The organism is Rhizobium sp. P2_G9, from assembly GCF_056403475.1.
This window is the reverse complement of record NZ_JBFUFK010000051.1, coordinates 1-24,285: the sequence shown is the minus strand read 5'-3', so window position 1 is coordinate 24,285 and position 24,285 is coordinate 1. Positions and strand designations below refer to the sequence as shown.

The following is a 24,285-nucleotide window of genomic DNA, read 5'->3' as shown; positions in this document are numbered from 1 at the left end:
TTCCTGTCTCCGTTTATGAACGATGTTCACGAAATGGTTTTGACAGAAATACGAACGATGTTCAAGATTTATTCTGAACATCGTTCACAAACGCAGAAGATTGGTTAATGACAGGAAAACGGGAATTGAAGCGGGAGGATCTGCGCACGCGCCTGATCGAGGCTGCGCGCAACCGGATCGCTGCCGATGGGCTGGCGTCGCTGCGTGCCCGTGACGTCACGCAGGACGCGCAATGTGCGCTGGGCGGGCTCTATACGGTGTTTGCCGATCTCGACGAACTGGTGGTCCACGTCAATTCGCTGACGCTCGCGGCATTGGAGCAGTCTCTGGCGATTTCCGCTGTAAAGGACAGTCCGCCGACCGACCGGCTGCGCAATCTCGCCCGCAAATATCTCGATTTCGCCATCGCGCATCGTAATCTCTGGAAAGCTTTGTTCGAGCATCGGCTTCCCGATGACGGGACGCCGCCGCAATGGCATCTCGAGCAACATCTGCATCTCATGGATCTTATTGCGGAGCCGCTGCATGAGTTGCAGCCGGGTCTGAGCGATGAAGCGCGGTCGATTCGTGCGCGCACCCTGTTCGGCGCCGTGCATGGCGTGATCAACATCAGTCTCGAAGGTCGTTTTGTCGGCTTGCCGCCGACGCGGCTGGCCCAGGAGGTCGATGACTTCGTCACGACCTTTGCTGCCGGCGCGTCTAAGAATTCCGATCGATGAAGCGTGTCGATCAGAGCGCGGGTGCTTTTATGAGATGCAGAAAGCCCGGCGGTGCGGCTTTCGGATTGGCATGAAGTTTGGGAGCGGTGGTCGATCGCTTCGTCGAGAAGCTTTTTGGAGACCTTGGAAGCGGAGGGGGATTGCCTCGATGGCGCTCCGCTCGTAACGGGAATTCGACGGTAGTCTCAGGCTGATCGTCGTCGGTGTGTTGCTCTCGGCTCGGCTTAGCCGAGGCGGGTGATGACGGTGTTTTCTGCGCTGGCGGAGGTGGCACTGCCGGTGAAGGCCAGGGCACCAGTCGAGATCGTCAAGAGAGCGACGATAGCGAAAGCGATGATTTCCTTGGCTGCGACGATGTCTTTCATCGAACTGTTTCCTAGTGGACCGTTGATAAAATGACGGCCCTTGCAGCGATCATATTCAGCAAATACTAATCTTGCCTTTCCAACCTGTTCCCTGGGTGACCAAGAGGTTCGCGATTTTACCGACATGCTTAATGAGCCGGCAAAAATCACCTTTTGCCGAAGCGTCATGCCGGACTTATCGCGTCTCGACGGGTTGACTTTGTCGCCCAGGCCGTCCAGCCAGTGCGGAGACACTGAGCCGGAAAAAACGATGACATTCTCGCAGAAATCCTATGCCGCATTGCTGTTCGACATGGACGGCACGCTCCTGAGCTCCATCGCCGCCGCCGAGCGCGTCTGGAGCGCCTGGGCAACGCGCCACGGCATCGATGTCGAGCGCTTCCTGCCGACCATCCATGGCGTCCGAGCGGCCGATACCATTCGCCGGCAGAACCTGGCGGATATCGATCTCGACGCGGAGGTCAAATGGGTCGAGCGTGGAGAATTGGAAGACGTGGATGGCGTCGTGGCGATCGATGGCGTCGTCGCATTCCTGAAGTCGCTGCCGCGCGATCGCTGGGCGGTGGTGACCTCGGCGACACTCGAGCTCGCTATGCGAAGAATGAATGCGGCCGGCATTCCGGCGCCGGATGTGATGGTCACTGCGGAAGATGTGACGCGCGGCAAACCCAATCCTGATGGGTTTCTCGCGGCCGCCTCAAGGCTTGGCGTCTCGGCTGCCGACTGCCTTGTATTCGAGGATGCACCGGCCGGGATTGCCGCGGCGGAGGCGGCCGGCGCCGATGTCATGGTGATCACCGCCACCCATCAGCATGCGGCGGAGACGCCACATCGTAGCGTCTCTCACTATGTGAAACTCGTCGCGCGAGCCGAAGCGGACGGGCGCCTGACGGTGATCATGCAAGAAACATGACCTGCTCGGGCCGCCCGTTTTTCGACGCGGCCTTGTTGTCGAGGCAGCCGAAGGCGGACAGCGTATCGTGGACGGCCTTGTCGATCGGCGTGTGCGGCTCTTCGCCCAGTTCGGCGACGAGCTTGGCATTGTCCATCCGGATCGGTTGTTTCCAGAGATAGCGCATCTCCCAGACCTCGCGGAAAAACGCGATTAACAGGGCCAGCGCCGGGACCACGAACCAGGGGAAAGCGCGGATCTTGACCTTGTGGCCGATCGCCTTTTCGATGGCGCCGATCATCTGCCGGCCGTCATGATCCCAGACGCCGTCCATGTGATAGGCGGCGTAGTTGTCGAGCGCGCTGCCGCGCTCGATGAGCCGTGCCATGGTCTCGGCAACATCAGGCAGATAGGCCCATTGATGACCCACGCCTGACTTGCCGGGATACATGACCGACTTGACCGGCTTGCCGGCCGTGACCAGCCCCTGCGAGAACCAGTTGTTGGCCGCACCCGGCCCGAAAAAGTCGCCGGCGCGGACGACAATGACAGGTGTTCCCGTGTCGGCGGCACGCTTCAGCCGTGCTTCCATTTCCRTCCGGATCGCACCTTTCCTGGTCTGCGGATATTCCGGGCTTTCCTCGGAGAGGATCGGGAAGGCGTCCGGCCCGAAATTGTAGACATTGCCCGGCAGCACGATGCGGGCGCCGGTCGCCTGCGCCGCGGCGATCGTGTTGTCGATCATCGGCAGAACCAGCTCACCCCAGCGGACATAGCCGGGCGGGTTGACGGCATGGACGATCACGTCGACGCCTCGGGCGGCGGCCAGCACATCTGCCGCGACCATGGCATCGCCCTGCCGCCAGTCATACGCCGGCTCCTTGGCCTGCTGGGCTGTGGCATGGCGGTGAAGCGCCCGGATCGTCCAGCCGCGGGCGGCGAGGGTCTTGGCGACAGCGCCGCCGATGCCGCCGGTGGCGCCGAGGACAAGGGCGATCCTGGAAGAGTTTTGAGCAGTCATTGTCGTTCTCCGTGGTTGGTGAGATGACAATGAACGTGAAAGGCGATAAACAAAATTGTCGAAATCCGTTGAATGGCTATACGGAAATTTATGGCTGAACCGAGCTGGGATTTTTACCGGACCTTATTGGCCGTGCTGGAGCACGGTGCCTTTCGGCCGCGGCGCGCGAGCTCGGCCTGACCCAGCCGACGGTCGGCCGGCATATCGAAGGCCTGGAGCAGGCGCTCGACCGGCAGCTCTTCACCCGCTCGCCGCAAGGCCTGCTGCCGACAGAGGCTGCGGTGGCGCTGAAGCCTTTTGCCGAGATCCTCTCCTCGACCACGGCCGCACTGCTGCGCACGGCCGCCGACGATGCCGGCCGCGTCAGCGGCACGGTCAGGATCAGCGCCAGCGAGGTGATCGGGGTCGAGGTGCTGCCGCCGATCCTGGCGCGTCTGCAGGATGACTATCCCGATCTGCAGATCGAGCTTTCGACCACCGACCTGGTGGAGGACATCCTCAATCGCGAGGCGGATATCGCGGTGCGCATGGCCGAACCATCGCAGGAGGCGCTGGTGGTGCGCCGCATCGGCCAGCTGCCGCTCGGCCTGTTTGCGCATCGCCGCTATCTCGATCGCCATGGCACGCCCGAGAATTTCGATCAGGCGCTTGGCCACCGCCTGATAGGCTTCGATCGCCAGCAAGCCTATATCCGCGCCATGGCCAAGCGCTATCCGATGCTGGATGACATACGCTTTACCTTCCGGACGGACAGCAACCTGGCGCAGCTGGCCGCCATCCGCAGGGGCGGCGGTATCGGCCTCTGCCAGGTGGGACTGGTTGAGGACGATCCCGATATGGTGCGGCTGCTGCCGGATTTCGAAATGTCGCTCGGAACCTGGGTGGCAATGCACGAGGACATGCGGACGTCACCACGCTGCCGGGTTACCTTCGATGCATTGGTGGAGGGGCTGCTCGCCCATCTCCGGCGGGCGACAGGCCAGCCGCCGGACCATGCGCGGCAGAAAGGCTAGGTCATGCCGCTTTTCCGCTTCGGTGGCAGGATCCTGCTTTTCGTGCATATCCCGAAGACCGGGGGCACGAGCGTCGAGGCCATGCTCAAGACCTGCGGTGGCGTCGAGGCATTGCGCTACAGCGCCCTGATCCCGGATCTGCCATGTACGCCGCAGCATTTCCATGCCGCGATCCTGACGAAACTCGTTCCGCCGGCGCTTTACGATTTCGGCTTCACCATCGTCCGCAATCCGTACGACCGGCTGGCCAGCGAATATAAGATGCGAGTTCTGGAGCGGGAGAAAGCCATCAACTTCGACGCCTGGGTCGAGCGCATGTTTGCCCGCTATGCCCGCGATCCATTCATCCGCGACAATCACATCCGGCCGCAAAGTGAATTCCTGTTCGACGGGCTCGAATTGTTCCGCTTCGAAGACGGCGCAGTCCAGCAAATTCGCGACCGGCTGGATAGATTGGGTCTGGTGAATGCGACGGATGTTCCCTGGGAGCGCCGAAGCGCTACGCAGTCGATTTCGATGTCAGCCGAAACGGCGCATCGGATTGCCATCTTCTATGCCGTCGACTTCGAACGGCTTGGCTATGACATCGGCGATTTCGGGCCGTCGCTGCAAAAGGAGTAGCGCCGCATGACCTGCTATTCGACGGCGGAAAACTTCATCACCAGAATGCCGGACACAATCAGCAGGCCAGCGGCGAGCCGCATCGGCGTCGCTGCTTCACCGAGCACCGCGATACCGACGACGAAGGCGCCGACCGCGCCGATGCCGGTCCAGATCGTATAGGCTGTGCCGAGTGGCAGGCTCCGCATCGAAATCGACAGGAGCACGACGCTTGCGATCATGGTGACGACTGTGATTGCGCTCGGTACAAGCAGCGTGAACCCGGCCGATTTCTTCATGAAGAAGGCCCAGACGACTTCCAGCAGGCCTGCGCAAACGAGAATGATCCAAGCCACGGCTTGATCTCCTTTAAGCCGGGCCGTCCCGGGAATGTGGGGGAAGCGAAAGGTCGTCCTCTCGCCGTTCGAAATAGGAATTCCGCCAAGGTTTTCAAGATGGTCGGTCATGGCGCCGGAAGGGCTGGCCGTCTTGAGCTTGGCCGGCTGCTGCCCTAAGATCGCCGGGTAACCGGGAGAATTCGATGCGCAATGTCACCGTCGCCGCCACTCAGATGTCCTGCACCTGGGATATCGAGGACAATTTCGCCAAGGCCGAGCGGCTGGTGCGGGAGGCGGCGGCGCGCGGCGCCAAGATCGTGCTGATCCAGGAACTGTTCGCCACGCCCTATTTCTGCCAGGACCAGATCGCCGATTTTTTCGATATCGCAAAACCGTTCGATGGCAATCCGATCATCGCCCGCTTTGCCAAACTCGCTGCCGAACTCGGCGTGGTGCTTCCGGTCAGCTATTTCGAGCAGGCCGGCAAGGCTTATTTCAATTCCGTGGCGATCATCGATGCCGACGGCGCGGTGCTTGGCAATTATCGCAAGAGCCACATCCCGGACGGACCGGGCTATACGGAAAAATTCTATTTCTCGCCAGGCGATACCGGCTTCAGGACCTGGAAGACGCGGTTTGCCACGATCGGCGTCGGCATCTGCTGGGACCAGTGGTTTCCGGAAGCGGCGCGCGCCATGGCGCTCAAGGGTGCGGAAATCCTCTTCTATCCGACGGCGATCGGCTCGGAACCGCTCGATCCGGAGATCGATTCCCGTGACCACTGGCAGCGGGTGATGCAGGGCCATGCCGGCGCCAATATGGTGCCGCTCATCGCCTCCAACCGCATTGGCATCGAAGCGGGAAAACGCAATACCGAGATCACCTTCTACGGATCCTCCTTCATCGCCGATCCGACCGGCGCAAAGGTTGCCGAGGCGGATCGGGCGAGCGAAACGGTGCTGACGGCGACCTTCGACCTCGATGCGGTCGAGCGCAAGCGGCGCGGCTGGGGCCTTTTTCGCGACCGGCGGCCGGAACTTTATCAACCGCTGACGGCCTTCAGTGGCTGAAGCGAATGGACGCGATCGACATCGACACCTGCTCGACCCGCCAGGCATGAGGCGTGTCGTCTCGACGCAGCTGCAGGCGGCGATGCCGGCGGGGATCGGGCAGGGTCACAGTGCCGTTGAAGCCATGGCTCCGGCGATCAGGCGCGAAAGCTGCGAGCCGCGCGCGAGCAGGAACGTGCGCAGCCGTTCCGGATAGTCTGCGGCAACTGCGGTCGCGACGGCTGGCCGCCTGGCCAGACCCTTGCGCCACTCCGCCAATTTCGGCTGACCGTCCGCAAGATAGATGTCGGCCAGCGTTTCGAAGGCATCGAGATAGCGAAATACCGGACCAAAGGCTGCATCGACGAGGCCGAACTGGTCACCGGCAAACCAAGGCCCGACGACCTCACGCTCGATGTGGCGAAATCGCTTCACTATCGCTTCGCGTTTTGCCTCGAACGCAGCCTGATCGCTGGCCGAATAAAATCCGGCTATGTCGGCAAGAACGGCTGAAGCGAATTCGACCCAGGCGCGCGTCCGAGCACGTGCGATCGAATCCGCGGGCATGAGCGCCGGACCTTCGCCCGTCTCGTCGAGATATTCCGCTATGGCGGCGCTCTCGAACAGCGGATGCTCGCATCCATCGCGATCAACGACCAGGAGCAGCGGAGTCTTGCCGGTCGGCGACAGCGCCAGAAACCAGTCGGGCTTGGCGGCGAGATCAATCGCCTGACGATCGAGCACCACGCCCTTCTCCGCAGCAACGATCGCCGCGCGCTGAACATAGGGGCAGAGGTGGTGGCTCACCAGCAATGGCAGTCGGGACATCTTCTTCTCCTTTCAATCCGGTTGTCTGTATATTGATGCAATTGCATCGATATGTCAATGTTGATGTAATTGCATTGATCTGTTATCCTGCGCCTATGTCAAAACCGTCAGATGTCACGATCCTCGCCTGGACCCGCCTGGTCCGCGCCCACGCGGTTGCCATGGGCAGTGTGCAGACGGCGCTGAAGGCCGCGGATCTCCCGCCGCTCGAATGGTATGATGTCTTGTTGGAGTTGGAGCGCGGCAGGCCCATGCGTCCGCGCGATCTGCAAGCGAAACTGCTGCTCGCGCAGTATAACCTATCGCGCCTGCTTGATCGCATGAGAGAGACAGGCCTCGTCGCCAGCATGCCCTGTGAAGACGACAAACGCGGGCAACTGCTTGAGATCACCGACGAAGGGCGCGCTTTGCGCCGACAGATGTGGCCAGTCTATGCTGCGGCCGTGGAACGGTCCGTGGGCCTGAAACTGAGCGACGGCGAGGCGACAACCTTGGCCGATCTGCTGGCTCGTCTTACGGTGGCTGAAATGCCGCACCTGTTTTGAAAGGTGTAGCGCGTTCTGCAAACACGTTGCGCGTTATAGCCGCAGCCGATAGACGAGGATGTCCATCGGGGGATTTTTGATGAGAATTTTGAACGTGGTCGCCATTGCGACCCTGTCTCTGAGCCTTGCCGGCTGCGTCGTCAGCGAACCGCAGTTCGTCAAGTATAGGGAAATTGCCAGAACGAGGCCGGATGTTCGCGCCAAAGTGATGGCAAAGTGCATCAACGACATGAACCGGTATCAGGGCGATCGGCGCGAGGCCATGGCGGCGATGTTCGACATGAACGCTGCTATCTTGCCGCAAAGCTTTTGCCGTCGCATGGAGCGAGCCTATCTCAGCGGTCGCCTGACTTATCAGGACTATAGAGACGCCGCAGCGGGCAAGCCGACGGCACGGCTTGTCAGGATCGTGCGAGGCAAATGATATCCTTCCCAGCTCAACCCGCTATCGCGGCAGCATCGGCGACCACCGTGCTGCCGAGATAAAGGGCGAAGCAACACAGCGCCACGGCCGACAATGCCGGGATAAAACTGCTGCCGCGCAGCCGGCCGGTCGCCAGCAGATGGCCGGCGCCGATCCAGGCCCAGCCGCAGACGATCACCAGCACGGCGAACAGCGCCTGCTTGACGGCCCAGTCGGAGACGGTCTGGATCGGGGTGAAAATGGCGAAGGCGAAGACCAGGCTTTTCGGGTTGAAGAGTGTGACGAAGAAGATCGCTTTCGGCGTGATCAGCGTGCCGGAATCGGCTGCCGCCAATTTGCGCCGATGCCAGAGCCGGTAAGCGAGCAGCAGGATGATGGCGATTGCGATCGATTTCAGGGTGACGGCGCCAAGCGAGCGCCAATTGCCCAGCGCCGCCTCAAGCAGGAGCAGCAGCGACACCGCGATACTATAGGCCGTGACTTCGGCAAGCTGCATCGGCAGCATGCGCCGCAGCGGCTGGGTGGCGCCGGCCGTCATGATCAGCGTGTTGGTCGGCCCCGGCATCAGCAGCAGGAGCAGGACGCCGCTCAGAAATCCCGCATAATGTCCCAGGCCCATCACTCTCTTTCCCTTCAGCCGCGCCGTTCAAATTGGCGCGTTTGCAGCACTTATACAAGGTGAAGCATCCCGGAAGGTTACGGGATTTGACCGTGATCAAGCCTTTGTCGGATTTCGGTGCATTTTTGGTTGATGAAGGCCTGCCCTGTTTGGTCGCTTATATTTCCGCTTTTGCAATCTCGCCGTTTGGTATAGGCCAGATTTAAACAAGAAAATATGGAGGGAGCCTATGGCATCGGTTTCTGAGGCGGCGAGATCGGTCGCCGTTCCGGCCAATACGCGGTCGCGCGTCATCCTGGCGAGCCTGATCGGCACGACCATCGAATTCTATGATTTCTATGTCTATGCGACGGCGGCAGTGCTGGTTTTCCCGCATCTGTTCTTTCCGAAGGGCAATGAGACGACGGCGCTGCTCGCCTCCTTCGCCGTGTTCGGCGCGGCCATGGTGGCGCGGCCGCTTGGCGCCATCTTCTTCGGCCATCTCGGCGACCGCCACGGACGCAAGGCGACGCTGGTCGGCGCGCTGCTGACCATGGGCATCGCCACGTTCCTGATCGGCACGCTGCCGACCTATCCGAGTGTCGGCTGGTTCGCGCCGCTGCTGCTGGTCATCCTGCGCATCGCCCAGGGCTTTGCGCTCGGTGGCGAATGGAGCGGGGCGGCGCTGGTGGCGACGGAGAATGCGCCCAAGGGAAAACGCGCCATATACGGCACGTTTCCGCAGCTAGGCGCGCCGATCGGCTTCATCATCGCCAATGGTCTCTTCCTCATCATTGCGGCCATATTGCCATCCGACAATCCGGCTCTGCCGTCTGCCGCCTTCCTCTCCTGGGGCTGGCGCGTGCCCTTCCTGTTCTCCGCCGTCATGGTGGTGATCGGTCTCTGGGTGCGCCTGAGTCTGGTTGAAAGCACTGCCTTCGAGAAGACGGTGCGCACCGGCCAGGTCAGGAAGGTGCCGTTCACCGCGGTGTTCTCCACCCATACGACGGAGGTCATCCTCGGCACGTTCTACATGCTGGCGACCTATGTTCTCTTCTACCTGATGACGACGTTCTCGCTGGCCTATGGTCGCGCGCCAGTCAACCCGCCAGCGGTGCAGCCGCCGGCGGTGCCGGCAATGCCGGGCCTCGGCTACGACTATACGACCTTCGTGCTGATGATGATCATCGGCGTGGTGTTCTTCGGCATCTTCACCTATGTCTCCGGCCCCTGGGCCGAGAAATGGGGGCGCCGCAAGACGCTGATCTATGTCACGCTCGGCATCATCCTTTTCGGCCTCCTCTGGGTGCCCTTGCTGAAACTCGGCACGTTCGGCGTCATGGCCTGGCTGATCATCGGCTTTTCGCTGATGGGCATTACCTTCGGGCCGATGGGCGCGCTGCTGCCGGAACTCTTCCCGTCCAATGTCCGCTATACGGGCTCGGGCATTTCCTACAATGTCTCGTCGATCCTCGGTGCCGCCGTGGCGCCGTTCATCGCCATAGCGCTGTGGAAGATGGGCGGGGGCAGCCCGTTCTGGGTCGGCGTCTATCTCTCCGCCATGGCGGTGTTGACGCTGATCGCGCTCTTGCTCGGCAAGGAAACCAGGCAAGTCGACATCGAGGCGTGATTCGCTCAAGGCGGCGTGATCGCATCCCGCCTTGCCGTCCGGAGCAAGCTTCTGTAGAGAGGGCGCAATGACGGACGCGAAAAGGCAATCGGGAACATGAGCGCGCGCACGATCACCATTCTCGGTTCCACCGGCTCGATCGGCTGCAGCACGCTCGACGTGCTCTCCCAGCTCAAGGGCGACGACCGGATCGAGGTCGCGGCACTCACCGGCAACGGCAATATCGCACTGCTGGCTGCCCAGGCGCGGGTGTCGGGCGCCCGCCTTGTGGTTACTGCCGACGACAGTCGCTATCACGATCTCAAGGATGCTTTGAGCGACACCGATATCGCGGTTGCTGCCGGCAGGAACGGCCTGGTCGAGGCGGCGGAGATGCAGTCCGACTGGGTGATGGCGGCGATCGTCGGCACGGCCGGGCTGGCGCCGACGCTGGCCGCGACCAAGCGCGGGGCGGACATTGCGCTTGCCAACAAGGAATGTCTGGTCTCCGCCGGGGACCTCTTCCTGAAGGCGGTCCAAGCCGGCGGCGGCAAGCTGATCCCGGTCGACAGTGAACACAATGCGATTTTCCAGGTGCTTGAGGAAAACCAGCGGCATGCGCTGGAGCGGATCGTGCTCACTGCTTCCGGCGGGCCGTTCCGCACCTGGAGCCGCGAGCAGATGGCCAATGTCACGGCGGCGACCGCACGCGCCCATCCCAACTGGTCGATGGGCCTGAAGATCTCGATTGATTCCGCCTCGATGTTCAACAAGGCGCTGGAGATGATCGAGGCAAAGCACCTGTTTGCCGTCGCGCCGGAGCAGATCGAGGTGATCGTGCATCCGCAATCGGTCATCCATTCCATGGTCGGCTATACCGATGGCTCGGTATTGGCGCAGCTCGGCTGTCCGGATATGCGCACCGCGATCGGCTATGCGCTCAGCCATCCACGCCGGCCGAACCTTGCCGTCGAACGGCTCGATTTCGCCAGGCTGGCGCGGCTCGATTTCGAGGCGCCGGACGAGGCGCGCTTCCCGGCCATGCGGCTCGCCCGCGTGGCGATGCGCCGCGGTGGTGTGCAGGGTGCGGTGCTCAATGCCGCCAAGGAAGTGGCGCTGGAGGCGTTCATCGATGGCCGAACGGGCTTTCTCGACATGGCCGAGATCACCGAGAGCGTGATGGAGGCGATGGTGTCGGTGGAAGCGGCGTCCTCGATGGAGGATGTGTTTGCCGTTGATGCAGAGGCACGGCGGCTGGCGGGTGAGATCGTCGAGAGGACGGCTGCTGCGGCCTGAAGGCCCGACGCGCTGGTGCGAGATTTGAGTCGAATGCCGGGGAATCTGGGGCAGGACCCTTCGAGGCTTTTCCGGCTGCGCCGCAAGAGTGCCCAGGGTTAGGGGAGAGTGGGGCGACCGGAGTGCCACAAGCACCCTTACGGCAAGCTGAGATTGGGGCGCCTGCAGCGCCACACCCACGCCCTCATCCTGAGGTGCCTAATGACGCGAAGCGGAATTAGGCCTCGAAGGATCCGCCGCAAGCACAACGCCGCACTCTGTTGCCCGGCCATCAAACCCCATACACCGCCTCTGTGATCCGCGCCGGAAACTCCCCCATGCAGCCTTCCAGCGCATTGTTGGTGACCGACAGCACGCTCAGCGCATTTTCCCTGTCGATGAACCAGTTGAGGCCATAGACGCCGCCCCAGCAAATGGTGCCTCTTGATTGCGGTGTGCCAGCCGCCGTCGGGTCCTCGACCACCGCGCCGAAATAGCCGAATTTCACACCGGGTTCGTCGCGATTGACCGCGCCGATCCGGTTGGTGAAAGCCATGTCCACAGTCTCGGTCTTGAGGATGCCGCGGCCGCCGAGCCGCAGGGCTTCGAGGAAGGTCATGATCTCGCCGGCTGTGCCCGCCATGCCGGCGCCGCCGGATTGATAGGCCTTCGGATTGAAGATGCGTGACGGCGAGAAGGCAATCGTCCAGCCATCGGCGTCTGCCGACGTCCAGGGATCGGGCATGCGGATCGGGGCAGGAACGGCATCGGCATAGGGCACCGCCAGCCGTTCGGGGTCGGTGACATGGAAGCGGGTGTCGGCGAGGCCAAGTGGGTTGCAGACATAGTGCACCACAGCCTCTTCCAGGCTGCCGCCATGGAGCTTGGCAATGATGGCGCCCAGCACGTCGATCGATGGCCCGTAAGCCCATTGGTTGCCGGGCCGGAAGGGTAGGGGCACGGCATTCAAGCGGCTGAAATTCGCCTCGAAATCGAGGTCGGTGTCAGAAAGGCCGAGACTGACCGCCATGTCCGGCGGCAGTCGTTCGAGCGCCGGATTGTAGGTCAGGCCGGATGTGTGGGTGAGGAGATTATGGACGGTGATATCAGGCACTTCGCCGGTTTCGAGGCGTGGATGAAACCATGGTAAGTGACTGGCTGCCGTGTCCGAAAGGCTGAGCAGACCGCGTTCGACCATGGCGAGCGCGGTCGCTGCGACCAGCGGCTTGGTCACCGAGGCGAGCCGGAAGATGCTGTCGAAGCCGACAGGTTTGCTAGCCTCGCGGTCGGCAAAGCCGGCGGCGCGGCGAAAGACGGGTTCGCCGTCGCGATAAACGAGGACCACGGTGCCTGTAACGCGGTTCGCCGCGAGCGCATGATCGATGAGTTGATTGATGCGGTATTCCATGCTTGCCCCACAAACAAAATGCGGATCATCTCAAGACGATCCGCACTCGGAAGGCAAGCCGGCCTCAGAGCCTTTCACCAGCCATGAAAGGCTCTTTTCGTCAGGCGACGGCGCGAGCCAGCGCGCATTGCGACCACAGTGAATGGAGCGCGTTGACGAGGTGTTCTATATCCGCGTCTGAATGATAGGGGGCCGGCGTGATGCGCAGCCGCTCGGTCTTCTTCGGCACTGTCGGATAATTGATCGGCTGGACATAGACGCCGAAATTGTCGAGCAGCAGGTCGGAGATCCATTTGCACTTGGCCGCATCCTTGACCATGACCGGCACGATATGGCTCGGATTGACGAGGTGCGGAATGCCGGCAGCATCGAGCGAAGCGCGCAGCCTGCGAACCCGGTCCTGATGTCGGGCGCGCTCGAACGGGCTTGCCTTGAGATGCTGGATCGAGGCCAGTGCGCCGGCAGCGATCGCCGGCGGCAGCGAGGTGGTGAAGATGAAGCCGGACGCGAACGAGCGGATGAAGTCGCAGAGTGCCGCCGAGCCGGTAATATAGCCACCCATGACGCCGAAAGCCTTGCCGAGCGTGCCTTCGATGACGGTAAGCCGATGCATCTGGCCGTCGCGCTCGGCAATGCCGCCGCCGCGCGGGCCGTACAGACCGACGGCGTGGACTTCGTCGAGATAGGTCATTGCACCGAATTGATCGGCGATGTCGCAGATCGCCTTGATCGGGGCGATGTCGCCATCCATCGAATAGACCGATTCGAAGGCGATGATCTTCGGTGCCCTGGGATCAGCGGCAGCGAGTTTTTCCGCGAGGTCGTTGAGATCATTGTGCTTGAAGATCACGCGCTCGCATTTCGAATGGCGGATACCTTCGATCATCGAAGCGTGGTTGCCGGCGTCCGAGAACACGATTGTTCCCGGAATCTTCGAACAGAGGGTCGAAAGCGTGGTCCAGTTGGACATATAGCCGGAATTGAACAGCAGGGCCGCTTCCTTGCCGTGCAGGTCGGCAAGCTCGCGTTCGAGCAGAACGTGATAGTGATTCGTGCCGGATATGTTGCGGGTGCCGCCGGCGCCGGCGCCGCAGGCATCGATCGCCTCTTTCATGGCCGCGATCACTTTGGGATGCTGGCCCATGCCGAGATAGTCATTGGAGCACCAGACGGTCACTTCCTGCTGGCCGTTCTCGGTGTGGCGCACTGCCTTGGGAAATTGCCCTGCCTTGCGTTCGAGATCGGCAAAGACACGATAGCGGCCTTCCTTATGCAGGCCGTCGAGCGCGTCCTTGAAAAATGCTTCGAATTCCATCTCAGTCTCCAAAATTCACCGACTGTTTTGTTTGGAATCATTCCAACGGTCAACCCCTGCCCGATGAATTCATCCTCTTCCGCGGCGTAACAACGCATCAATATGCGGTGAAGCCCATACTATGTCTGGAATACATAAGGCTGCGCCGCTTTGACCGACATCAAGACGGCGCAATGAACATGGCTATTCGGGGGGTAGGGGCCAGACATCGGCGCCTGTCGCCCGGCCAATCATGCGGGGCTCGGGTTTACGTTTCCTTAAGGTTAATGAAATATTTGTCTATTGCCTCGAAACAATTTCACATTCTGACCTTTTTTGCTCACTAGCGCTCGCGTCTGGGCTTCGGCGACTTGAGAGATCGGGGCAGAAGGGACTTATCCTGAGCCGTCCGGTGGGCGGCATTCAGACGGAGGCATTCTATATGTATAAGGCAATTGCAGTTCTTCTCGCGGCTTTGACGGTCGCGGGCTGCACGCAGACGGAACAGGGTGCCGCAGTGGGCGCCACTTCGGGCGCGATCATCGGCGGTCTGCTTGGCAACAACGTCCGCAGCGCCGCACTCGGGGCCGCCATCGGCGGCGTGCTCGGCGCGGTGACAGCCCAGCCGGGCCAGTGCTACTACCGCGACCGTTGGGGCCGGAAATATATCGACGATTGCCCGCCCGGCTGGCGTGCCCGCACCCGGGTCGTCGTCCGCTACTGAGCGACGCTCGAACGGAATAAAATACGAAGGGGCTCGATTCGCGTGCGAATCGAGCCCTTTATGATTTTGGGCGCTTGAAAAGTTTAAAAGGGGCTTTGCCGCCGTCGCCCAGGAAGTGCGCGCGCTTGCCCAGGTGCAGGATATCGGCCGCAATGGTCGAATCGACCCGCGAACAGGCCGCCGGTTTAAAGGAAATTAACGAAGCTGTTATAACTATGGACCGAGGCACACAGCAGAATGCCGCCATGGTGGAAGAATCGACCGCCGCGAGCCATAATCTGGCGACCGAGGTCGACGCGCTCAACCGGTTGCTCGCAACGTCCAGGACCGGCGAGCCACTGAAAGCTGCACCCGACCCAATGCGACAGGACGCCAAGCCGGCCGCGGTACCCGCCCGGCCGAAGCCGCAGAAACCCGCACGGGCACTTGCCAGCCGTGGCAATGCCGCAATCGCTCACACAGCCGAGAGCTGGGAGGAGTTTTAGGAATGGCCAACGCGAATTCGACCGCGATTTTCGAAACCGATACGCTTGAAATCATCGCGTTCCGTCTGCACGACCAGGAATTCTGCGTCAAGACGACGACGATCCGCGAAATCCGCGGCTGGGCGCCGTCGACGCCGATCCCACATGCACCGAAAGATGTCGTCGGCGTCATGAACCTGCGCGGCACGGTCATCCCGATTATCGATCTTGCCTATAAGCTCGGCATGCCATCGACGGCCGCCAACGAGCGCTCGGCCATCGTCGTCACCGAGGTTCGCAGCATGATCATCGGCATGCTGGTCGACCGCGTTTCGGATATCCTGACGATCAAGAGTTCGGAAGTGCAGCCGGCGCCCGAAATCACCACCTCGTTCGACAAGGCTTACACGGACGGCATCATCGCTCGCGACAACGGCATGATCTGCTTCCTCAACCTCGCCAAGATGTTCCACGACCAGGAAGCCATCGCGGCCTGATCGACATAGCAGCCTGTTTCAAAATCCCTCGCGGGATCGTCTGCGGGGGATTTTGCGTTTCAGTATCCTGGTGGCCGGCGTTTGTGCCATTGGACTTCGGTTTCCATCTGCTGGGCCAGGCGTAGCAGGGTCGATTCGTCGCCATGGCGGCCGACGATCTGCATGCCGACGGGAATATTCTTCTCAGTCACCGCCATCGGCAGCGACATGGCCGGCAGGCCGGAGATGTTGAAGGCGAACATGTAGCCGGCGTCCTGCCAGCGGTCGAGATAATCATCGAGATCGGCCGCCTCCATCGACCAATAGCCGAGCGGGCGCGGCAATTGCGTCAGCGTCGGCGTCAGGAAGATGTCATAGGGCGCGAGGTCGGCGGCGATCCGTATCGTGGCAAGCCGATTGGCGGCGATCGCCTTAGACAGGCCGATTGCAGAAAGTGCCCTGCCGCGTTCGACAATGGCGCGGTTGATTAGCGCGTATTCCTCGAGCGCGATGTCACGACCGGCCATGGACGGGAATTGTTCATATTCGGCGGCCAACTCGCCGGCGACGACGATGTTATAGTCATCCCAGACCGGCTTGAGCTCGATGCCGAGATCATGCTCCTCGACGATATGTCCGAGGTTTTCGAGGAGGCGCAAGCTCGACAGCAGCGTATCGGCTACCTCCGGCGCGAGGGACGCACCCCAGGCGGGTTTCAGCGTATAGCCGATTCGCAGCCGACCGGGGCCGCCGGCGATCTGGCTGAGCCATGCGGCGGCGGGCCTGGCTGCATCATAGGGATCGCCCGGCAGGCCACCGGCGGTGGCGTCGAGATAGGCCGCTGCGTCGCGCACCGTCCGCGTGATGCAGAAGGTCAGCGCGCCGCCATGGAGAGCATCAGCGACCTGCGGGCCGAGCGTGATCCGGCCGCGTGACGGTTTCAGGCCGACCAGGCCGCAACAGGACGACGGCACGCGGATCGAGCCGCCGCCATCCGAACCCTCCGCGAGCGGAACGAGCCGTGCCGCCACGGCGGAAGCGGCGCCGCCGCTCGATCCGCCCGGCGTGATCGCCTCGTTCCAGGGATTCTTCGTCGGGCCATACATTTTCGGCTCCGAACCGATGCACCAGCCGCCCTCGGGCGTGTTGGTGCGGCCGAGCAGCAGGAAGCCGGCCGCTTTGATGCGACGCGAGAGCTCGCTGTCTTCCGGGCAGCGATAGTCACGCAGGAAAGGAAAACCGGCCGTCAGCGGGGTATCCTTCCACAGCGAGCCGATATTCTTGAGCAGGAAGGGCACGCCGGAGAATGGTCCCGCAGGCGGATTGACTGCCGCCTGACGCGCCATGTCGAAGGTTCGAATGACGACAGCATTGAGTTTCGGGTCGTGTTCTTCGATCAGCGCGATCGCCGTCTCGACCATCTCCGCCGGCGAAACCTTTCGCGACTTGACCAGTGCGGCCAGGTCGAGCGCGTCACTCCCGGTATAGAGTGCTTTCAGATCGGCGGTCACCATCATCATTCCTCCCATGCGATTGCCTTGGATCGGAGGATCATGGCAACGGCCCACCGGAAATGCAAAGGGCCGCGTCTTAGCGACGCGGCCCTTTATCCGATAGTATAGGGGGTCCGTTACTCAGCCGGTTCGGCCGGCACTTCCGCCGGGGTCTCCGAGGCGGCCTCGGCCTTGTCGGCTGCGGCGCGCGGCGTGCGGCGTGGGCGGCCGGCGGCACGGCGCCGCGCGGGCGTTGCGGCGGCTGCTTCCTGCGTCGAGGTTTCGGCCTCGATCTGCACTTCGGCGGGGGTGCCTTCGATCACCGGCTGCGGCGTCGATTCGTCGATCACCACCACACGCGGCTGTTCCATGCGCGGCTGCTCGACGACAATGGGCTGCGGCTGCGCTTCGGCGGCCTGGACGACCTCGCGCGGCTGACGCTCCTCACGCGGCTGGCGCGGCTGCTGATTGTCACGTGGCGGGCGCGGTTCGCGCGGCGGGCGCTGCTCATGCTGCTGTTGGGGCGGGCGCTCATGCTGAGGCTGACGTTCGTGCTGCTGCGGCCGCTCGTTTTGCTGCGGACGGTCCGACTGACGCTGCTGATCGCGCTCGCGGGACTGCTGCATCTGCGGCTGCGGCTGCTCGATATGCGGCTGCCCCATATCGGCGCCCGACGAATCGTTGCCCTGACCGTCCGTATCGTCCTCGTCGCGATCGCTGTAATCCTGCCGGTCGTTTTGCTGGTACCGTTCCTGGTACATGGCCTGGGCGGCGGCGATGATGCGGTTGTAGTGCTCGGCATGCTGAAGATAGTTCTCGGCCATGACGCGGTCGCCGGAGCTGGAAGCATCGCGGGCCAGCGCCATGTATTTCTCGGCGATCGTCTGCGCGGTGCCGCGAATCTTCACGTCCGGACCAGAACTGTCATAGGTCCGCGTCAGCGGATTCTGGCCCTTCCGGTTCATATTGTTGTTGTTATTGTTATGGTTGTTGCCACCGCCGCTGCTGCCGTTGTTACTACGGCCGCGGCTGCGCTGCTTCTGTTGACCAGGCCTCATCAATCCACTCACCTATATGTAGATGTTCATTTTGCGTTTGCCCGCATTCGCTCATTCCAATGCACAGACTTCGCCTGAGCGCCGCTGGACGCCGCTGATCCCGGAATAATCTCCAAAAATCCAGAGTCCCGCACCGAACCTGAAAAAACCGGCAATTTGCTGAGGTAACCCAAACCGGCGATCCCTCTTCCACTTGAAGATTCATGGGATGGCCGCCCGGTGCTTGATCGGGAACCTAGACCGCTTTTTTGGTAATTCCAAGCCCTTTCTTCCGGCAGAGCTCCAAAAAAGCAGGTTTTTCCGCCGTCATTTCAACTATCCCGTCCGGAAAACCTGCGCTCGGTCATTGCCGCCATAGTCCTTCGACGCTTTTGTCAGGACAAAACCGCGATTCTGGAAAATCTCCTCGACGGAACGGCGCTGGTCAAACCCGGTTTCTACCGCAACCAGCGCATTTTCCTTGAGAAACGGTTTCGCTGCGGAAGCGATCGCACGATAGGCATCAAGCCCGTCTTCGCCGCCATCCAATGCGAGAAGCGGATCGAAATCACGCACCTCGCGATCGAGCGATGGAATAACCTTGCCCGCAATGTAGGGGGGGTTGGAGACAATTACATCATAGGTGCCGAAAATATTTTCGAACCAGTCACTTTGCCGCACCTCGAAACGGTCGGCGAGGCCGTTGAGTGCAGCGTTTTCCTTAGCTGTGGCCAGTGCAGCCGGCGAAAGATCGACGCCGGTGCCGCGGGCATGGGGCAATTGCGACAGGAGCGCCAGCACGATAGCGCCCGTGCCGGTGCCGAGATCGATGATGGACAGCGGCTCGGCCTCGCGGCCTTTCAGCGCATCCAGCACGGCGTCGACCAGAATCTCGGTGTCGGGACGCGGTTCGAGCGTGTCCTTGCTCAGCTTGAATTCCAGCCCGTAGAAGGACCGCCTGCCGAGAATGCGATAGGGCGGCTCACCACTTACACGGCGGCCGACGGCCTCATGGATGCGGGTCTCGTCCTGCAAAGCAAGATGTTCATCACCCCTGGTGATGAAATCGACGCGCTCCAGGTCCAGCAATCCACCGACAATGATGCGCGCCTCCGCTGCCGGATCCTCTATCCCCGCCACCGCGAAGCGGTTGCGGATATGCGCCATCATCTCGTCGAGCGTCGTCATGCGTCCGAGCCGAGCCGGGCGAGTTCGGCTGCCTGATAGTCTGCGATCAGGGCGTCGACGACGTCGTCGAGCTCGCCTGCGATGATCCGGTCGAGCGAATAGAGGGTGAGGTTGATGCGGTGGTCGGTCAGCCGTCCCTGCGGGAAATTATAGGTGCGGATGCGCTCCGACCGGTCGCCGGAGCCGACCTGCGATTTGCGGTCGGCCGAACGGGCGCTGTCGGCGCGCTGGCGTTCCATGTCGTAGAGCCGTGAGCGCAGCACCGCCATGGCCTTGGCGCGGTTCTGATGCTGCGACTTTTCCGAACTGGTGACGACGATGCCGGTCGGCAGATGGGTGATGCGCACGGCCGAATCGGTGGTGTTGACGTGCTGGCCGCCGGCGCCGGAGGAGCGCATGGTGTCGATGCGGATATCCTCGGCGCGGACCTCGATATCGATATCCTCGGCCTCTGGAAGCACGGCGACGGTGGCGGCGGAGGTGTGGATACGGCCCTGCGATTCGGTCTCCGGCACGCGCTGGACGCGGTGCACGCCGGATTCGAATTTCAGCTTGGAGAACACGCCGCGGCCGGAAATCTCGGCGATAATTTCCTTGTAGCCACCGGCTTCGCCCTCGCTTTCGGAGAGGATTTCGACCTTCCAACCATGGGTGGAGGCATAGCGCTCATACATGCGGAACAGGTCGCCGGCAAACAAAGCCGCTTCGTTGCCGCCGGTGCCGGCGCGGATTTCGAGGATCGCGCTGCGTTCGTCGGCGGCATCCTTGGGCAGCAGCGCGATCAGCAGGTCCTTTTCAAGCGCTTCGATGCGCTCCTGCACGTCAGGCAGTTCCATTTTCGGCATATTCGGCGGCCAGCTTGACATAGACATCCGCCGCCGGGCCTTCGCCCATGCGCGCCTCGACCTCCGCAAAACGGCGTTCGAGTTCCTTCATCTTGTCGACGGGTAAAGTGGCCAAGGGAAATCCAGGAGCTAAAGTGGAATATTGTGCGATTCAGCAAAGCGCTTGAGGATATCCCGCACCGGTATGTTGGACGTCTTGTCGTCCAGCACCTCGTTGAGCGTGCGCGATAGCGCCCCGGCATCGAGGCCGAGCAGCATCGCCTTGACCGGACCGATCGAGGCCGGCGACATCGACACCGAGCGGAAGCCGATGCCGATCAGCGCCATGGCCGAGATCGGCTTGCCGGCCATCTCGCCGCACAGCGTCACCGGCGTGCCATTGCGTTCGCCGGCGCGGACGATGTCGCGCAGCAGCCTGAGGAAGGGCTTGCCCAGATTGTCGAAACGATCGGAAACCCGCTGATTGCCGCGATCCACGGCCATGGCGAACTGGAACAGGTCGTTGGAGCCGACGGAGACGAAATCCGCTTCCATCATCAGCTCGTCGAGCTGCCAGAGCAGCGACGGCACTTCCAGCATGGCGCCATATTGCAGCTTGCGCGGCAGCTGATGGCCGAACTTGGAGAGATGTTGGACCTCTTTCTGGATCAGCGCCCGTACCTTGCGCATCTCCTCGACCTCGGTGACCATCGGGATCATGATCTTGAGCTCGGTACCCCCTGCGGCTTTCAGCAGCGCACGCAACTGGGTCCTGAGCAGACCGGGCCGGTCGAGCGCAAGGCGGATTGCCCGCCAGCCGAGCGCCGGATTCTCTTCCTTGATCGCCTGGAAATAGGGGACGACCTTGTCGGAGCCGATGTCGAGCGTGCGGAATGTGACGGGACGGTTGCCTGCCTGCTTGATGACATTGCGATAGAAATCTTCCTGTTCCTCGCCCTTCGGCATGGTCGAGGCGATCATGAACTGCAGTTCGGTGCGGAACAGGCCAATGCCCTCGGCACCGGATTCGGCCAATTGCGGCAGGTCGACCAGCAGGCCGGCATTCATGTTGAGGCTGATGCGCTTGCCGTCGCGCGTCAGCGGCTCGACCGACCTGAGCGCCCGGAACTGCTCCTGCCGGCGGGCGCGGAAACGGACCTTTTCCTCATAGGCTTTCTGTACATCCTGGGCGGGACGGAGATGAACCTTGCCATCCTCGCCGTCGATGATCACGGCGTCGCCCTTTTCAGCCAGCGCCACGACACCCGCCGCCTGGCCGACGACCGGAATGCCCATGGCCTTGGCGACAATGACGATATGGCTGGTGACCGCACCCTCTTCGAGCACCAGGCCGCGGACATTGGCGCGCGGATAGTCGAGCAGTTCCGCCGCGCCCATGTTGCGGGCAATGATGATCGCGTCGTTGGGGAACTTGTCGGCGGTCGCGGTGTGGGCGCCGAAGCCGGCTAACTGTCGCAGCAGGCGATTGGCGAGATCGTCGAAATCGTGCATCCGCTCGCGCAGATAGGGGTCGGTCAGCCGCATCATGCGGGCGCGGGTCTCGCTCTGCACACGCTCGACGGCCGCCTCGGCGGTCAGGCCGTTGCGGATCGCTTCTTCGAGCTTGCGCACCCAGCCGCGGTCATGCGCGAACATGCGGTAGGCTTCCAGCACCTGCCGATGCTCGCCTTCCATCGAAACTTCACGGCGCGACAGCATGTCATCGATGTGAATGCGCAGCGAGCCCAGCGCTTCGCCGAGCCGGTTGAGCTCGAGATCGACATCGTCGTTCAGCAGGTTGGTGACGACCACGCGCGGGTCGTGCAGCACGACATAGCCGAGGCCTATACCGTCGCCATAGGCTTCGCCGTCCACCATGACGGGTCTGGTGAGATCGAGTTCCTCGCCAGGCCTGGTCAGCTTTTTCAGGCCGCCGCTGGCCACCATTTCGGCCAGCAGCATGGACACGGTTTCGAGGGCTTCGACCTCGTCGTCGGAATAATGCCGCTGCGCGCGGTTCTGCACCGTGAGCACGCCGAGCGCGCGGCCGGCGCGCAGGATCGGCACGCCCATGAAGGAGTGGAACAATTCTTCGCCGCTCACCAGGTAGGCAAAGGCGGGGTGACTTTGAGCGTCGGAGAGATTGAGCGGCTGGGCGGAGGCAGCGATGGTACCGACCAGACCTTCGCCCATTTTCAATTGGGCGGTATGGACCGATTCCTTGTTCAGGCCTTCGGTGGCGTAGAGTTCGAGCACGCCGTCGGCGCGCAGCACATAGACCGAGCAGACTTCGGCCACCATGTTGGCGGCAATCTGGCGGACGATGCGGTCAAGCCGCTCCTGCGGCTCCAGCGGCTCGGCCGACAGCTCCCTCAAACGTCTCAGCAGGATGCGCGGACCATGTGCGAGGTCTCTGACCACTAAAGCGCCCTTCTGAATTCCAATTCCGAAAGAGCCTGCTGCAGATCAAGAGAATCAACCCACTGTCGCAGCCCCCCGGCCGTTATTATTTCTTATCGAGTCCATAGGCCGAATGCAAAGTGCGAACGGCCAGTTCTCCATAGGCGCCATCGATCAAAATTGAAATCTTGATTTCAGATGTCGTGATCGCCTTGATATTGATGCCCTTTTCAGCAAGCGCCGAGAAGGCCTGGGCGGCGACGCCGGCATGGCTGCGCATGCCGATGCCGATCACGGAGACTTTCACCAGGCCCGATTCGGACTGGATGACATCGAAGCCGACCTTTTCCTTCTGGCCGTCGAGCACCCGCAGCGCCTTTTCCAGGTCGCCGGTCGGCACGGTGAAGGTCATGTCGGTGCGCGAACCGTCTTCGGAAATGTTCTGCACGATCATGTCGACATTGATATGCGATTCCGCCAGCGGCCCGAAGATCGCGGCCGAGACGCCTGGACGGTCGGCGACGCGCCTGAGCGAGATCTGCGCTTCATCCTTGGCAAAGGCGATGCCGGTTACGACTTCCTGTTCCACGACTTCTTCCTCATCACAAATCAACGTGCCGGGGGGATTTTCGAAATCGCCCATGCCCGGCGCATCGGGATCCTCGAATGACGACCGCACGAAGGTGCGGACCTTGAATACCATGGCGAGCTCGACCGAACGGACCTGCAGAACCTTCGAGCCGAGCGATGCCATTTCCAGCATTTCCTCGAACACCACCTTCTTGAGGCGGCGGGCCTTGGGCTCGATGCGCGGGTCGGTCGTGTATACGCCATCGACATCGGTATAGATATCGCAGCGATCCGCCTTGACGGCGGCGGCGATGGCCACGGCCGACGTGTCGGAGCCGCCGCGGCCCAGCGTGGCGACGCGATTGTCCGGGCCGAGGCCCTGGAAACCGGCAACCACGGCCACCTGGCCTTCGCCCATGCGACGGATCAGTTCGGTGCCGTCGATATCCATGATGCGGGCGGCGCCATGGGCATTGTCGGTGCGGATCGGGATCTGCCAGCCCTGCCAGGAGCGGGCATTGATGCCCATGGATTGCAGCGCGATGGCGACCAGGCCGGATGTCACCTGTTCGCCGGAGGCGACCACGGCGTCATATTCGCGCGCGTCGTAGAAAGGCGAGTTGCCGCCAACCGTCTTCGGCGTGTCCTGCACCCATGCGACCAGTTCATTGGTCTTGCCGGACATGGCCGAAACCACGACCGCGACCTCATGGCCAGCCTCGACTTCACGTTTGACATGACGGGCAACGTTATGAATGCGTTCCAGATTGGCGACCGACGTGCCGCCGAATTTCATCACGATGCGTGCCATGCTTCTGTCGTTCCGGTCTCGCGCATGCTGAAAATCCAGGCATGCCAAATTTTTCATCCGCCGCGATCGGTGGAATTTGGCGGTCTCTTAGCGGAAGCGGGATAAGGATTCAATGGGGTGGAGGGTGGTTGGCAGGGCAATCGGGTGAGTTAACGGCAGACAACGTCTGAAATCTGTGAATCTGTGTGAAGCCTCTGATTCGTGAGGGAGGTTCGAGCATGGAATTGTCGAGGGCTATTTCGGAAGGGATTGTTTTTCTTTCGTATTTCTCAGAGCCCGATTCAAAAGTTCATTCGTAGATCCAATACCTTGCGATGCGC

The 24,285-nt window shown here is 61.9% G+C and carries 23 protein-coding genes and 2 pseudogenes; 12 read left to right on the top strand and 13 right to left on the bottom strand.

What is annotated here, in order from left to right; all coding sequences use genetic code 11:
• Window positions 1-107: 107 nt before the first annotated feature.
• Window positions 108-719, top strand: coding sequence for a TetR/AcrR family transcriptional regulator (locus tag AC1DYF_RS32600; RefSeq protein WP_477882015.1), 612 nt, complete (start codon window positions 108-110; stop codon window positions 717-719).
• Window positions 720-943: 224 nt separating this feature from the next.
• Here the strand turns inward: AC1DYF_RS32600 and AC1DYF_RS32595 are convergent, their stop codons facing one another.
• A complete protein-coding gene (locus AC1DYF_RS32595) occupies window positions 944-1,084 on the bottom strand; it encodes a hypothetical protein (RefSeq protein ID WP_477882014.1) in 141 nt (46 codons plus the stop codon).
• Window positions 1,085-1,334: 250 nt separating this feature from the next.
• Here AC1DYF_RS32595 and AC1DYF_RS32590 point away from each other — a divergent pair, with 250 nt between their 5' ends.
• Entirely contained in the window at window positions 1,335-1,997 is a 663-nt protein-coding gene (locus AC1DYF_RS32590; protein WP_477882013.1) for an HAD-IA family hydrolase, read from the top strand.
• Here the strand turns inward: AC1DYF_RS32590 and AC1DYF_RS32585 are convergent.
• A complete protein-coding gene (locus AC1DYF_RS32585) occupies window positions 1,981-2,997 on the bottom strand; it encodes an NAD-dependent epimerase/dehydratase family protein (RefSeq protein ID WP_477882011.1) in 1,017 nt (338 codons plus the stop codon). The genes AC1DYF_RS32590 and AC1DYF_RS32585 overlap by 17 nt on opposite strands.
• Window positions 2,998-3,087: 90 nt before the next feature.
• On the opposite strand from AC1DYF_RS32585, the pseudogene AC1DYF_RS32580 reads away from it, so the two are divergent.
• Together AC1DYF_RS32580 and AC1DYF_RS32575 are read left to right on the top strand one after the other, a co-directional pair.
• A pseudogene (locus AC1DYF_RS32580) lies at window positions 3,088-4,010 on the top strand (LysR family transcriptional regulator).
• Between the two features lie 3 nt (window positions 4,011-4,013).
• Window positions 4,014-4,631, top strand: a complete 618-nt coding sequence (locus AC1DYF_RS32575) for a sulfotransferase family 2 domain-containing protein (protein ID WP_477882010.1) — start codon at window positions 4,014-4,016, stop codon at window positions 4,629-4,631.
• 14 nt (window positions 4,632-4,645) lie between these two features.
• Here AC1DYF_RS32575 and AC1DYF_RS32570 read toward each other — a convergent pair whose 3' ends face one another.
• Complete coding sequence (locus tag AC1DYF_RS32570) at window positions 4,646-4,966, bottom strand: DMT family transporter (protein WP_477882008.1); 321 nt, start codon at window positions 4,964-4,966, stop codon at window positions 4,646-4,648.
• Window positions 4,967-5,151: 185 nt separating this feature from the next.
• Between AC1DYF_RS32570 and aguB the strand changes: the two genes are divergently transcribed.
• On the top strand, window positions 5,152-6,018 hold the full coding sequence (aguB, locus tag AC1DYF_RS32565; RefSeq protein WP_477882006.1) for an N-carbamoylputrescine amidase: 867 nt from the start codon (window positions 5,152-5,154) through the stop codon (window positions 6,016-6,018).
• 105 nt (window positions 6,019-6,123) lie between these two features.
• On the opposite strand, the gene AC1DYF_RS32560 is transcribed toward aguB, so the two are convergent.
• Complete coding sequence (locus tag AC1DYF_RS32560) at window positions 6,124-6,825, bottom strand: glutathione S-transferase family protein (protein WP_477882005.1); 702 nt, start codon at window positions 6,823-6,825, stop codon at window positions 6,124-6,126.
• On the opposite strand from AC1DYF_RS32560, the gene AC1DYF_RS32555 reads away from it, so the two are divergent.
• Together AC1DYF_RS32555 and AC1DYF_RS32550 are read left to right on the top strand one after the other, a co-directional pair.
• Window positions 6,810-7,370 carry a MarR family winged helix-turn-helix transcriptional regulator gene (locus AC1DYF_RS32555; RefSeq protein WP_477882004.1) on the top strand — a complete coding sequence of 187 codons (561 nt, stop codon included), beginning with the start codon at window positions 6,810-6,812 and terminating at the stop codon, window positions 7,368-7,370. The genes AC1DYF_RS32560 and AC1DYF_RS32555 overlap by 16 nt on opposite strands.
• Before the next feature lie 79 nt (window positions 7,371-7,449).
• Window positions 7,450-7,794, top strand: coding sequence for a hypothetical protein (locus AC1DYF_RS32550; RefSeq protein WP_477882003.1), 345 nt, complete (start codon window positions 7,450-7,452; stop codon window positions 7,792-7,794).
• Between the two features lie 13 nt (window positions 7,795-7,807).
• Here the strand turns inward: AC1DYF_RS32550 and AC1DYF_RS32545 are convergent, their stop codons facing one another.
• Window positions 7,808-8,413, bottom strand: coding sequence for a LysE family translocator (locus AC1DYF_RS32545; protein ID WP_477882002.1), 606 nt, complete (start codon window positions 8,411-8,413; stop codon window positions 7,808-7,810).
• Between the two features lie 229 nt (window positions 8,414-8,642).
• Between AC1DYF_RS32545 and AC1DYF_RS32540 the strand changes: the two genes are divergently transcribed.
• On the top strand, window positions 8,643-10,022 hold the full coding sequence (locus tag AC1DYF_RS32540) for an MFS transporter (protein WP_477882001.1): 1,380 nt from the start codon (window positions 8,643-8,645) through the stop codon (window positions 10,020-10,022).
• 96 nt (window positions 10,023-10,118) lie between these two features.
• The gene (gene dxr, locus AC1DYF_RS32535; protein WP_477882000.1) at window positions 10,119-11,297 is read left to right on the top strand and encodes a 1-deoxy-D-xylulose-5-phosphate reductoisomerase; all 1,179 of its coding nucleotides are present in this window, start codon (window positions 10,119-10,121) and stop codon (window positions 11,295-11,297) included.
• Between the two features lie 271 nt (window positions 11,298-11,568).
• On the opposite strand, the gene AC1DYF_RS32530 is transcribed toward dxr, so the two are convergent.
• Window positions 11,569-12,684: a serine hydrolase domain-containing protein gene (locus tag AC1DYF_RS32530; protein ID WP_477881999.1), complete on the bottom strand. Its 1,116-nt coding sequence runs from the start codon at window positions 12,682-12,684 to the stop codon at window positions 11,569-11,571.
• A gap of 100 nt (window positions 12,685-12,784) precedes the next feature.
• A complete protein-coding gene (hemA, locus tag AC1DYF_RS32525; protein ID WP_477881997.1) occupies window positions 12,785-13,999 on the bottom strand; it encodes a 5-aminolevulinate synthase in 1,215 nt (404 codons plus the stop codon).
• 421 nt (window positions 14,000-14,420) lie between these two features.
• Here hemA and AC1DYF_RS32520 point away from each other — a divergent pair, with 421 nt between their 5' ends.
• The 3 genes from AC1DYF_RS32520 to AC1DYF_RS32510 all read left to right on the top strand — a co-directional run bounded on the left by AC1DYF_RS32520 (window position 14,421) and on the right by AC1DYF_RS32510 (window position 15,663).
• Complete coding sequence (locus AC1DYF_RS32520; protein ID WP_477881995.1) at window positions 14,421-14,702, top strand: YMGG-like glycine zipper-containing protein; 282 nt, start codon at window positions 14,421-14,423, stop codon at window positions 14,700-14,702.
• Window positions 14,703-14,854: 152 nt separating this feature from the next.
• Window positions 14,855-15,187 carry a hypothetical protein gene (locus AC1DYF_RS32515; protein WP_477881994.1) on the top strand — a complete coding sequence of 111 codons (333 nt, stop codon included), beginning with the start codon at window positions 14,855-14,857 and terminating at the stop codon, window positions 15,185-15,187.
• A gap of 2 nt (window positions 15,188-15,189) precedes the next feature.
• The gene (locus AC1DYF_RS32510) at window positions 15,190-15,663 is read left to right on the top strand and encodes a chemotaxis protein CheW (RefSeq protein ID WP_477881992.1); all 474 of its coding nucleotides are present in this window, start codon (window positions 15,190-15,192) and stop codon (window positions 15,661-15,663) included.
• Between the two features lie 59 nt (window positions 15,664-15,722).
• Here AC1DYF_RS32510 and AC1DYF_RS32505 read toward each other — a convergent pair whose 3' ends face one another.
• The 6 genes and pseudogenes from AC1DYF_RS32505 to AC1DYF_RS32480 form a co-directional block, all read right to left on the bottom strand.
• Window positions 15,723-17,156 (bottom strand): amidase, encoded by a 1,434-nt coding sequence (locus AC1DYF_RS32505; RefSeq protein WP_477881990.1) that lies wholly within the window; start codon window positions 17,154-17,156, stop codon window positions 15,723-15,725.
• Between the two features lie 116 nt (window positions 17,157-17,272).
• Complete coding sequence (locus AC1DYF_RS32500; protein ID WP_477881989.1) at window positions 17,273-18,193, bottom strand: DUF4167 domain-containing protein; 921 nt, start codon at window positions 18,191-18,193, stop codon at window positions 17,273-17,275.
• Between the two features lie 315 nt (window positions 18,194-18,508).
• Window positions 18,509-19,360 (bottom strand): peptide chain release factor N(5)-glutamine methyltransferase, encoded by an 852-nt coding sequence (prmC, locus tag AC1DYF_RS32495; protein WP_477881988.1) that lies wholly within the window; start codon window positions 19,358-19,360, stop codon window positions 18,509-18,511.
• A pseudogene (prfA, locus tag AC1DYF_RS32490) lies at window positions 19,357-20,320 on the bottom strand (peptide chain release factor 1). The gene prmC and the pseudogene prfA overlap by 4 nt, the downstream one beginning before the upstream one ends.
• Before the next feature lie 14 nt (window positions 20,321-20,334).
• Window positions 20,335-22,605, bottom strand: a complete 2,271-nt coding sequence (ptsP, locus tag AC1DYF_RS32485; protein WP_477881987.1) for a phosphoenolpyruvate--protein phosphotransferase — start codon at window positions 22,603-22,605, stop codon at window positions 20,335-20,337.
• 85 nt (window positions 22,606-22,690) lie between these two features.
• Window positions 22,691-23,965 (bottom strand): aspartate kinase, encoded by a 1,275-nt coding sequence (locus tag AC1DYF_RS32480; protein WP_477881985.1) that lies wholly within the window; start codon window positions 23,963-23,965, stop codon window positions 22,691-22,693.
• Window positions 23,966-24,285: the final 320 nt, after the last annotated feature.

What these genes read in the sequence shown, in the direction of transcription:
- AC1DYF_RS32600 (WP_477882015.1), top strand. Translation starts at nt 108, where the DNA reads ATGACAGGAAAACGGGAATTGAAGCGGGAGGATCTGCGCACGCGCCTG.
- AC1DYF_RS32595 (WP_477882014.1), bottom strand. Translation starts at nt 1,084, where the DNA reads ATGAAAGACATCGTCGCAGCCAAGGAAATCATCGCTTTCGCTATCGTC.
- AC1DYF_RS32590 (WP_477882013.1), top strand. Translation starts at nt 1,335, where the DNA reads ATGACATTCTCGCAGAAATCCTATGCCGCATTGCTGTTCGACATGGAC.
- AC1DYF_RS32575 (WP_477882010.1), top strand. Translation starts at nt 4,014, where the DNA reads ATGCCGCTTTTCCGCTTCGGTGGCAGGATCCTGCTTTTCGTGCATATC.
- aguB (WP_477882006.1), top strand. Translation starts at nt 5,152, where the DNA reads ATGCGCAATGTCACCGTCGCCGCCACTCAGATGTCCTGCACCTGGGAT.
- AC1DYF_RS32555 (WP_477882004.1), top strand. Translation starts at nt 6,810, where the DNA reads ATGGCAGTCGGGACATCTTCTTCTCCTTTCAATCCGGTTGTCTGTATA.
- AC1DYF_RS32560 (WP_477882005.1), bottom strand. Translation starts at nt 6,825, where the DNA reads ATGTCCCGACTGCCATTGCTGGTGAGCCACCACCTCTGCCCCTATGTT.
- AC1DYF_RS32550 (WP_477882003.1), top strand. Translation starts at nt 7,450, where the DNA reads ATGAGAATTTTGAACGTGGTCGCCATTGCGACCCTGTCTCTGAGCCTT.
- AC1DYF_RS32545 (WP_477882002.1), bottom strand. Translation starts at nt 8,413, where the DNA reads ATGGGCCTGGGACATTATGCGGGATTTCTGAGCGGCGTCCTGCTCCTG.
- AC1DYF_RS32540 (WP_477882001.1), top strand. Translation starts at nt 8,643, where the DNA reads ATGGCATCGGTTTCTGAGGCGGCGAGATCGGTCGCCGTTCCGGCCAAT.
- dxr (WP_477882000.1), top strand. Translation starts at nt 10,119, where the DNA reads ATGAGCGCGCGCACGATCACCATTCTCGGTTCCACCGGCTCGATCGGC.
- AC1DYF_RS32530 (WP_477881999.1), bottom strand. Translation starts at nt 12,684, where the DNA reads ATGGAATACCGCATCAATCAACTCATCGATCATGCGCTCGCGGCGAAC.
- hemA (WP_477881997.1), bottom strand. Translation starts at nt 13,999, where the DNA reads ATGGAATTCGAAGCATTTTTCAAGGACGCGCTCGACGGCCTGCATAAG.
- AC1DYF_RS32520 (WP_477881995.1), top strand. Translation starts at nt 14,421, where the DNA reads ATGTATAAGGCAATTGCAGTTCTTCTCGCGGCTTTGACGGTCGCGGGC.
- AC1DYF_RS32515 (WP_477881994.1), top strand. Translation starts at nt 14,855, where the DNA reads ATGGTCGAATCGACCCGCGAACAGGCCGCCGGTTTAAAGGAAATTAAC.
- AC1DYF_RS32510 (WP_477881992.1), top strand. Translation starts at nt 15,190, where the DNA reads ATGGCCAACGCGAATTCGACCGCGATTTTCGAAACCGATACGCTTGAA.
- AC1DYF_RS32505 (WP_477881990.1), bottom strand. Translation starts at nt 17,156, where the DNA reads ATGGTGACCGCCGATCTGAAAGCACTCTATACCGGGAGTGACGCGCTC.
- AC1DYF_RS32500 (WP_477881989.1), bottom strand. Translation starts at nt 18,193, where the DNA reads ATGAGGCCTGGTCAACAGAAGCAGCGCAGCCGCGGCCGTAGTAACAAC.
- prmC (WP_477881988.1), bottom strand. Translation starts at nt 19,360, where the DNA reads ATGACGACGCTCGACGAGATGATGGCGCATATCCGCAACCGCTTCGCG.
- AC1DYF_RS32480 (WP_477881985.1), bottom strand. Translation starts at nt 23,965, where the DNA reads ATGGCACGCATCGTGATGAAATTCGGCGGCACGTCGGTCGCCAATCTG.